Source organism: Micromonospora sp. NPDC052213 (assembly GCF_040679695.1).
Classification (GTDB): domain Bacteria; phylum Actinomycetota; class Actinomycetes; order Mycobacteriales; family Micromonosporaceae; genus Micromonospora.
This window is the reverse complement of sequence record NZ_JBFAVI010000072.1, coordinates 24210-32163: the sequence shown is the minus strand read 5'-3', so window position 1 is coordinate 32163 and position 7954 is coordinate 24210. Positions and strand designations below refer to the sequence as shown.

Annotated in this window: 8 protein-coding genes and 1 tRNA gene; 7 read left to right on the top strand and 2 right to left on the bottom strand. The window is 71.4% G+C overall.

Features of this window, described 5'->3' with window-relative positions:
• The first annotated feature begins 241 nt into the window (after nucleotides 1-241).
• Nucleotides 242-718, top strand: a complete 477-nt coding sequence (locus AB0L34_RS18715; RefSeq protein ID WP_363705638.1) for a DUF4383 domain-containing protein — start codon at nucleotides 242-244, stop codon at nucleotides 716-718.
• Nucleotides 719-730: 12 nt separating this feature from the next.
• Here the strand turns inward: AB0L34_RS18715 and AB0L34_RS18710 are convergent, their stop codons facing one another.
• Together AB0L34_RS18710 and AB0L34_RS18705 are read right to left on the bottom strand one after the other, a co-directional pair.
• The gene (locus AB0L34_RS18710) at nucleotides 731-1414 is read right to left on the bottom strand and encodes a TetR/AcrR family transcriptional regulator (RefSeq protein ID WP_363705640.1); all 684 of its coding nucleotides are present in this window, start codon (nucleotides 1412-1414) and stop codon (nucleotides 731-733) included.
• Nucleotides 1415-1640: 226 nt separating this feature from the next.
• A complete protein-coding gene (locus AB0L34_RS18705; RefSeq protein WP_363705637.1) occupies nucleotides 1641-2603 on the bottom strand; it encodes an acyl-CoA desaturase in 963 nt (320 codons plus the stop codon).
• Between the two features lie 136 nt (nucleotides 2604-2739).
• Between AB0L34_RS18705 and AB0L34_RS18700 the strand changes: the two genes are divergently transcribed.
• The 6 genes from AB0L34_RS18700 (at nucleotide 2740) to pth (ending at nucleotide 7948) form a co-directional block, all read left to right on the top strand.
• On the top strand, nucleotides 2740-3495 hold the full coding sequence (locus AB0L34_RS18700; protein WP_363705636.1) for a helix-turn-helix domain-containing protein: 756 nt from the start codon (nucleotides 2740-2742) through the stop codon (nucleotides 3493-3495).
• Nucleotides 3496-3539: 44 nt separating this feature from the next.
• Nucleotides 3540-3610, top strand: a tRNA-Gln gene (locus tag AB0L34_RS18695).
• Nucleotides 3611-3642: 32 nt separating this feature from the next.
• On the top strand, nucleotides 3643-5229 hold the full coding sequence (gene glmU / locus AB0L34_RS18690; RefSeq protein ID WP_363705635.1) for a bifunctional UDP-N-acetylglucosamine diphosphorylase/glucosamine-1-phosphate N-acetyltransferase GlmU: 1587 nt from the start codon (nucleotides 3643-3645) through the stop codon (nucleotides 5227-5229).
• Between the two features lie 57 nt (nucleotides 5230-5286).
• The gene (locus tag AB0L34_RS18685) at nucleotides 5287-6267 is read left to right on the top strand and encodes a ribose-phosphate diphosphokinase (protein WP_350712050.1); all 981 of its coding nucleotides are present in this window, start codon (nucleotides 5287-5289) and stop codon (nucleotides 6265-6267) included.
• 296 nt (nucleotides 6268-6563) lie between these two features.
• Nucleotides 6564-7253, top strand: coding sequence for a 50S ribosomal protein L25/general stress protein Ctc (locus AB0L34_RS18680; RefSeq protein ID WP_363705634.1), 690 nt, complete (start codon nucleotides 6564-6566; stop codon nucleotides 7251-7253).
• Between the two features lie 104 nt (nucleotides 7254-7357).
• Nucleotides 7358-7948 carry an aminoacyl-tRNA hydrolase gene (gene pth / locus AB0L34_RS18675; protein WP_363705633.1) on the top strand — a complete coding sequence of 197 codons (591 nt, stop codon included), beginning with the start codon at nucleotides 7358-7360 and terminating at the stop codon, nucleotides 7946-7948.
• Nucleotides 7949-7954 lie beyond the last annotated feature (6 nt).

Genomic DNA, 7954 nt, shown 5'->3' with positions numbered 1-7954 from the left:
TTTTGTGGTGGTGGGTTTGCGCCGCCGCCCCACCTGCTCCGGGCGGCCCGGCTGGACCCCCCCCCTGGCCGGGCACCCGCGAAACCTGTCGTGGTCCCGCTCCAGCCGGCCCTGCGGCCCGGTGGGGGCGGGACCTTTGTGGTTCTGCCTCCGGCGGGCGAGGCCTTCGGGCGTTTTGCCGGACATCGGCCTTCTGCCCGAGTGACAATCGGGTGATTGTCACTACTCGGGCGGAGGGGTCATGGTCCACTTTCCGGTAAACCACCCGGCGCGGCCGATCTACCGGGTCCTCGCCGGGCTGGTCGGGCTCTACATCCTGGTCTTCGGGATCTGGGGCACCGTCCAGACGCTGGGCGAACCACTCTTCGACCGGGGCGACACCTGGGTCCTCGGGCTCCGCACCAACCTGGCGTTCTCGCTGGTCTCGGTGATCTTCGGAATCGTGCTGATCATCGGCGCCTCACGGCGCGGCAACCTCGGCCACTACATGAACCTGACCGCCGGAGTCGTCTTCCTGGTGACCAGCATCCTCATGATGGCCGTGCTCCAGACCGACGCCAACTTCCTCAACTTCTCGATGTCCACCGTCATCGTGTCGATGTTCTTCGGCCTCCTCCTGCTCGGCACCGGCCTGTACGACAAGGTCGGTACCGACGAGCACGCCGCGGAGGAGCGGCGCCACCGCCACCACCCCGTCTCCGAGGCGCACACCCGCTGACCGGCGGCGGACTCAGCGCCCCCGCACCGTGATCAGGCCCGGCTTGGCCTCCAGGTGCGACAGCCCGTTCCAGGCCAGGTTGACCAGGTGCGCCGCCACCGTCTCCTTCCGCGGCTTGCGCACCTCCAGCCACCAGCGGCCCGTCAGCGCCACCATGCCCACCAGCGCCTGCGAGTAGAGCTCGGCCAGCTTCGGGTCGTACCCGCGGCTGGAGAACTCCGCGCCCAGGATGTGCTCCACCTGGTGCGCCACGTCGTTCATCACGCTGCTGAAGTTGCCCGTCGCCGACAGCACCGGCGACTCGCGCACCAGCACCCGGAAGCCGCTGGTCTCCTCCTCGATGTACGTCAGCAGGGCCATCGCCGCCTGCTCCAGCAACTCCCGCGGGTGGCCGGCGGTCAGGGCCGTGGTGATCCGGTCCAGCAGGGCCCGGACCTCCCGGTCCACCACCACCGCGTAGAGCCCCTCCTTGCCGCCGAAGTGCTCGTAGACCACCGGCTTGGAGACCTTCGCGCGGGCCGCCACCTCCTCTATCGAGGTGGCGTCGAAACCGCGCTCGGCGAAGATCTGCCGGGCGATCGAGATCAACTGCTCGCGGCGCTGCGCGGCCGACATGCGTACCCGTGCGGAGGGCTTGTTGGCGGGAACCGCTCGCCGCCGGCCGGTGCTGCCGTCGCTGCCAGGGACATCCGCCATGTCGTTACTCCGCCGGCGCTCGGTGACGCCCTGTCGTGGGATGGTGCCGCCGGTGTGCTGGCTCATCTGGTCGCCCCACCGGCGGCCGGTCGGGTGGCGCTGCCGCGCCGTCCGACCGTATCCGCACCGGGCCCGGCTCCCATGGCGCCGGGCCGTCCGTCGTTGCCCCCGCTGTGCTCGGTCACCCGGCCATACTGCCAGGTAACCTTCGCCGGCACCGCCCGGTTTACCGCTCGGTGACCGGCTTGACGAGCTTCGCCGCGATGCGTTCGGGCTTCGGCCACCGCACGTCCCAGGCCGCGCCGACCTTCTCGAACAACCAGATCACCCGCGCCGAGATGTCCACCTGACCCCGCAGCACGCCGTGTCGGGCGCTGGTCGGGTCGGCGTGGTGCAGGTTGTGCCAGCTCTCGCCGAGCGACAGGATCGCCAGCGGCCAGAAGTTCGACGCCCGGTCGCCCTGGCGCATCGCGAACGGCCGCTCGCCGTAGACGTGGCACACCGAGTTGATCGACCAGGTCACGTGGTGCAGCAGCGCGATGCGGACGAGGCCGCCCCAGAAGAGAGCGGTCAGCGCGCCCTGCCACGACCAGGTGAGCAGGCCGCCCATCAGCGCGGGCCCGAGCACCGAGACGGTCACCAGCAGCGGGAAGAGCCGGTCCACCCGGTTGATGTCGCGGTCGGCGAGCAGGTCCGGGGCGAACCGCTTCCGGTTGGACAGCTCCCGGCCGAAGAGCCAGCCGACGTGCGCGTGGAACAGGCCCTTGACCAGGCCACGGACGCTCTCCCCGAACCGCCACGGCGAGTGCGGGTCGCCGTCGAGGTCGGAGAAGGCGTGATGGCGCCGGTGGTCGGCCACCCACTGGATGATCTCGCCCTGCACCGCCAGCGAGCCCGAGACCGCCAGCGCCACCCGCAGCCACCGCTTCGCCTTGAACGAGCCGTGCGTGAAGTACCGGTGGTAGCCGACGGTGATGCCCAGCCCCGAGATCACGTACCAGACCGCGGCCACGGCCAGGTCGGTCCAGCTCAGCCAGCCGCCCCAGGCGACCGGTACGGCGGCGACGAGGGCCAGGAAGGGGACCACCACGAACGCCCAGAGGGCGACGAGGATGCCTCGGGACTGGCTGCCCTGGGTGAGGGGTTTGGGGCCGGCGGCGGCGGGCTCGAGGAGGGTGGTGGTGGACATGGCACCTCGCAGCAGAGGGACGGGAGATCACGAACTTACGCCTACGTCACCGTAACTTAGGTTCCCGGGGACCGCAGCGGACAGCGCCGAACATGAATGCCCCGGTCTGTCGTACGCGTGTTCTAGCGTGCTGCTCATGGCCGATTCCTCGGCCAGCGGACCGTCGTCCCAGCCTGCCCGGGAATACCGCGGACCAGTCCCGGAGCTCTACGAGGAGGCGCTCCGTCTGCGCCGGCGCGGATGCACCGTCCCGGAGATCGCGAAGCGCGTCGGCGTGGCTCGTTCCACCGCCTTCCAGTGGGTCCGTCACCTCCCGATCGACCGCGACTCCGAAGAGGCGAGGGCGCGCCGGAGGGCGCACTCCAAGGTGATGACCGACGCGCAGTGGGGCCAGCACCGCGCGGCCCGCGACGCCGCCCGGGCGGAAGCGGTGGCGAAGGCCGCGGCCTGGGTCAAGCAGCTGCGCCCCCGGGAACTGATCCTCGTCGGCGCGGCGATCTACTGGTGCGAGGGCGGCAAGGCGAAGCCATGGCGCCCCAACGACTGCCGGGTCAAGTTCATCAACAGCGACCCGGTCCTGGTGTTGTTGTTCCTCCGGTTCGTGGAGGCGCTCGGAGTCGGCCCGGCCGCGTTGCGGTTCCGGGTCAGCATCCACGAGAACGCGGACGCGGCGGAGGCGGTGCGGTGGTGGGCCGAGCTGGTCGGGGTGCCGACAGGGGAGTTCCAGCGCACGTCGCTCAAGCGGCACCGGCCGGAGACGAAACGGCAGAACGCCGGAGAGGGTTACCGAGGCTGTCTCACCGTCAACGTCCTGCGATCGAGCCGCCTCTACTGGAAGATCGAGGGGATCATGAAGGGAATGAGCGATGGCGTCCCGGGCTGGGGGCGCTAAGGTGTAGGGGCCGACGGACCGAATTCTTTGTCCGTTTTAGACCGTCCCGGGTCGTCTAATGGCAGGACGTCAGGTTTTGGTCCTGATTGTAGGGGTTCGAGTCCTCTCCCGGGAGCTTCCGCTCGTCGCGGACGATGTCTGGTTAGCATGGCCGCGAGAGTGTCCGCCGTCCCGACGGGAGCCCACGTCGTGTCCCAGCCCCACCTCCGCACCGTTGTCGTGCTCGCCGCCGGGGAGGGCAAGCGGATGAAGTCGGCGCTGCCCAAGGTGCTGCACCCGCTGCTCGGCCGTACCCTCGTCGGCCACGTGCTCGCCGCGGCCGCGCCGCTGGCCGCCGACCGCACGGTGGTCGTGGTGGGTCACGGCGCCGACCAGGTCCGCGCGCACCTGGCGGAGATCGCCCCCCAGGCCACGCCGGTGCTCCAGGCCGAGCAACTCGGCACCGGGCACGCCGTCCGGATCGCCCTGGACGCCGCGCCGGAAGCGACGGGCACCGTGGTCGTGATCAACGGCGACGTGCCGCTGCTCCGCCCGGAGACGGTGGCCGCGCTCGTCGAGGCGCACGAGGGCGTGGGCGCGGCGGCGACCGTGCTCGCCGCGGAGGTGCCCGACCCGACCGGCCTGGGCCGGATCGTGCGGGACGCCGACGGGCGGCTGGAGCAGATCGTCGAGGAGCGGGACGCCACCCCGGCGCAGCGCGCGATCCGGGAGATCAACGCCGGCATCTACGCGTTCGACGCGGCCCGGCTGCGCGACGCGCTCGGCAAGCTGTCGACCGACAACGACCAGGGCGAGGAGTACCTGACGGACGTCTTCGGCCTGCTGGTCTCGGCCGGCGAGCCGGTGGCGGTGCACGTCGCTGCCGACCATGTCGAGACGCTGGGCTGCAACGACCGGGTCGAGTTGGCCGCGCTGCGCCGCCTGCTGCGCGACCGGGTCAACGAGGCCTGGATGCGGACCGGGGTCAGCCTGCTCGACCCGGACACCACGTGGATCGACGTGACGGTCGCCCTGGACCGGGACGCGGTGGTCGACCAGAACACCCAGCTGCGCGGCGGCACGGTGGTCGGCACCGGCGCGGTCGTGGGGCCGGACGTGACGCTGGTCGACACCGTGGTCGGCCCGGGCGCCACCGTGCTGCGCAGCCACGCGGTGGGCGCCGAGGTCGGTCCGGGCGCCACCGTCGGGCCGTACGCGTACCTGCGGCCGGACGCCCGGCTGGCGGAGAAGGCCAAGGTGGGCACGTTCGTCGAGGTGAAGAACTCCGAGGTGGGCGCGGGCGCGAAGGTGCCGCACCTGTCGTACGTGGGGGACGCGACGATCGGCGCGAAGGCCAACATCGGCGCGGCGACGATCTTCGTGAACTACGACGGGGTGAACAAGCACCGTACGACGGTCGGCGAGGCCGCCTTCATCGGCTGCGACACCAGCCTGATCGCGCCGGTCGAGGTGGGCGCGGGGGCGTACGTGGCGGCGGGCAGCGCGATCACCCAGGACGTGCCGCCCGGCGCGCTCGGGGTGACCCGGGCGCCGCAGCGCAGCATCGACGGCTGGGTGGCCCGCAAGCGGGCCGGCACGGTCTCCGCCGCGGCGGCCGAGCGGGCCGGCGGCGCTGGTCGGGCCGACGAGGGTGCGTCGGCGCGCGCTTTCGGGGCAAGTGAAGGTGAGGCAATCCACGGGGATGCCGAGGCGGTCAGCCCGGCGTCCGGCGCGGGGGATACTGCAACCGAATAGTCCCCGGCCCACCACCACCGTGCCGGGTACCACCGACCAACGGGAGCAGACGGGCCCATGGGCAGCATCGTCGCCGAAAACCGCAAGAGCCTGATGCTTTTTTCCGGACGTGGCTTTCCGGAGTTGGCCAAGGAGATCGGTGAGGTGCTCGGCGTCGCGCCGACGCCGGCCGACGCGTACGACTTCGCCAACGGTGAGATCTTCGTACGGTACAAGGACTCGGTGCGCGGTTCGGACGCCTTCGTGGTGCAGTCCGTGACGCACGGGGTCAACACCTGGGTCATGGAGACCCTGATCATGATCGACGCGCTGAAGCGCGGTTCGGCCAAGCGGATCACCGTGGTCCTGCCGTTCTACCCGTACGCCCGGCAGGACAAGAAGCACCGTGGCCGGGAGCCGATCTCGGCGCGCCTGATCGCGGACCTGTTGAAGACGGCCGGGGCCAACCGCATCCTCACCGTCGACCTGCACACCGCGCAGATCCAGGGCTTCTTCGACGGCCCGGTCGACCACCTGTTCGCGATGGACATCCTGGCCGAGTACGTCCAGCACAAGTACGCGGGCCGCCCGATGACGGTGGTCGCGCCGGACTCGGGCCGGGTGCGGGTGGCGGAGCGGTGGACCGACCGGTTGGGCGGCTGCCCGCTGGCCTTCATCCACAAGACCCGGGACCCGTTGAAGCCGAACCAGGTGGTGGCGAACCGCGTGGTCGGCGAGGTCGAGGGGCGGGTCTGCCTGATCGTCGACGACATGATCGACACGGGCGGCACGATCTGCAAGGCGGCGGACATCCTCCGGGAGTCCGGCGCCGCCGACGTGATCGTCGCCTCCACCCACGCCCTGCTCTCCGACCCGGCGACCGAGCGGCTGAAGAACAGCCCGATCAGCGAGGTCGTGGTGACCAACACGCTGCCGCTGCCGCCGGAGAAGCAGCTCGACAAGCTCACCGTGCTGTCGATCGCGCCGCTGCTGGCGCGGGCGATCCGCGAGGTGTTCGACGACGGCTCGGTGACCACCCTCTTCGGTGGCCTGAGCTGACCACCTGACGCGTGAGCCGGGCGGGGGCGGTCCCCCGGCCCGGCGTCCGCGTCGCCCCTGCGGGTCGGCGGGAACGGTGACAAGGGGACTGCCGGAAAGCGCGGAATCAGCTCGGGTAGACTGGTGCGGTTGCCACGGCGAGGGTGCCCGGCGGGCCGCTGACAAGCGCCGCACGGAGGCACCGTCATCGACGCGGTGCTCCGGGCAGTCGTTCTCGACGCATGAGCCCCAGCGAGCCCCTCGCCCCAGCACCGCCAGTCGACAAGCCGCCGCAGCGAAGCATCAGGAGTTTCCCCGTGTCCGAGGTAAAGATCAGCGCCGAGCCCCGTACCGAGTTCGGCAAGGGTGGTGCCCGTCGTACCCGCCGGGCCGGCAAGGTGCCCGCCGTGCTGTACGGCCACGGCGAGAAGCCGAAGCACATCGCGCTGCCGGCCCGTGAGTTCGCGGCCGCGATCCGCAAGGGCGGCGCCAACCAGCTCTTCGCGATCGAGGTCAGCGACGGCACCCAGGTGCTGGCGCTGCCGAAGGCGATCCAGCGTGACCCGATCAAGGACACCTTCGAGCACGTGGACCTGCTGCTGGTCCGCCGGGGCGAGAAGGTCACCGTCGAGGTCCCGGTCCAGCTGACCGGTGAGGCCGCGAAGGACACCCTGATCGTGCACGACCACGACACCCTCTCGGTGACCGCCGACGCGACCAAGGTGCCGGACCACCTGGAGGCGTCGATCGAGGGCCTGGAGGCGGGCACCCAGGTCACCGCCGGCGACGTGGAGCTGCCGGCCGGCGTCGAGCTGGTCGCCGACCCGGCGCTGCCGGTCGCCGCGGTGACCGCCGCGCCGACCGCCGAGCAGCTCGAGGCCACCCTCCCCGAGGTCGAGGAGGCCGCCGAGGAGGCCGAGGCCGAGGTCGGCGAGGAGACCGCCGAGGCCGCCGAGGCTCCGGCCGCCGAGGGCGAGGAGACCGCCGAGGCGAAGACCGAGGCCTGATCGGTCCGCATCGTTGCCACAGGCGTCCCCGCGCGGTCGGGGGCGCCTGTCGGCGTATCGGTGCCCGGGCAGGTGGGTGAGGGCGAGCAGCGGGAGGGACGGGCGTGACGGACGAGACGGGGCCGTGGCTGGTGGTCGGCCTGGGCAACCCCGGTCGGGAGTACGCCGGCAACCGGCACAACGTCGGCTTCATGGTGGCCGACCTGCTGACGGGTCGGCTCGGCGCGAGGTTCGGCCGGCACAAGCGGGCGGTGGCGGAGGTCGCCGAGGGGCGGCTCGGGCTCGGTGGGCCGAAGCTGGTGCTGGTCAAGCCGCTGACCTACATGAACCTCTCCGGCGGGCCGGTGGCCGGCCTGGCCCAGTTCCACAAGGTGCCGCCTGGCCGGGTGATCGCCGTGCACGACGAGCTGGACATCGGCTACGGCCAGGTGCGGGTGAAGTGCGGCGGCGGTGAGGGCGGGCACAACGGCCTGCGGTCGATGTCGAAGTCGCTGGGCACGAAGGAGTACGTCCGGGTGCGGTTCGGCATCGGCCGGCCGCCGGGGCGGCAGGATCCGGCGGACTACGTACTGTCGGATTTCAGCGCGGCCGAGCGCAAGGAACTGGAGTTCCTGGTGGACCGGGCGGCGGACGTGGTGGAGTCGGTGGTCACCAGGGGCGTGGAGCCGACGCAGAACCTTTACCACGGGGTGTGAGCGTCG

Coding starts and splice junctions, on each gene's coding strand:
- AB0L34_RS18715 (WP_363705638.1), top strand. CDS start 242: ATGGTCCACTTTCCGGTAAACCACCCGGCGCGGCCGATCTACCGGGTC.
- AB0L34_RS18710 (WP_363705640.1), bottom strand. CDS start 1,414: ATGGCGGATGTCCCTGGCAGCGACGGCAGCACCGGCCGGCGGCGAGCG.
- AB0L34_RS18705 (WP_363705637.1), bottom strand. CDS start 2,603: ATGTCCACCACCACCCTCCTCGAGCCCGCCGCCGCCGGCCCCAAACCC.
- AB0L34_RS18700 (WP_363705636.1), top strand. CDS start 2,740: ATGGCCGATTCCTCGGCCAGCGGACCGTCGTCCCAGCCTGCCCGGGAA.
- glmU (WP_363705635.1), top strand. CDS start 3,643: ATGGCCGCGAGAGTGTCCGCCGTCCCGACGGGAGCCCACGTCGTGTCC.
- AB0L34_RS18685 (WP_350712050.1), top strand. CDS start 5,287: ATGGGCAGCATCGTCGCCGAAAACCGCAAGAGCCTGATGCTTTTTTCC.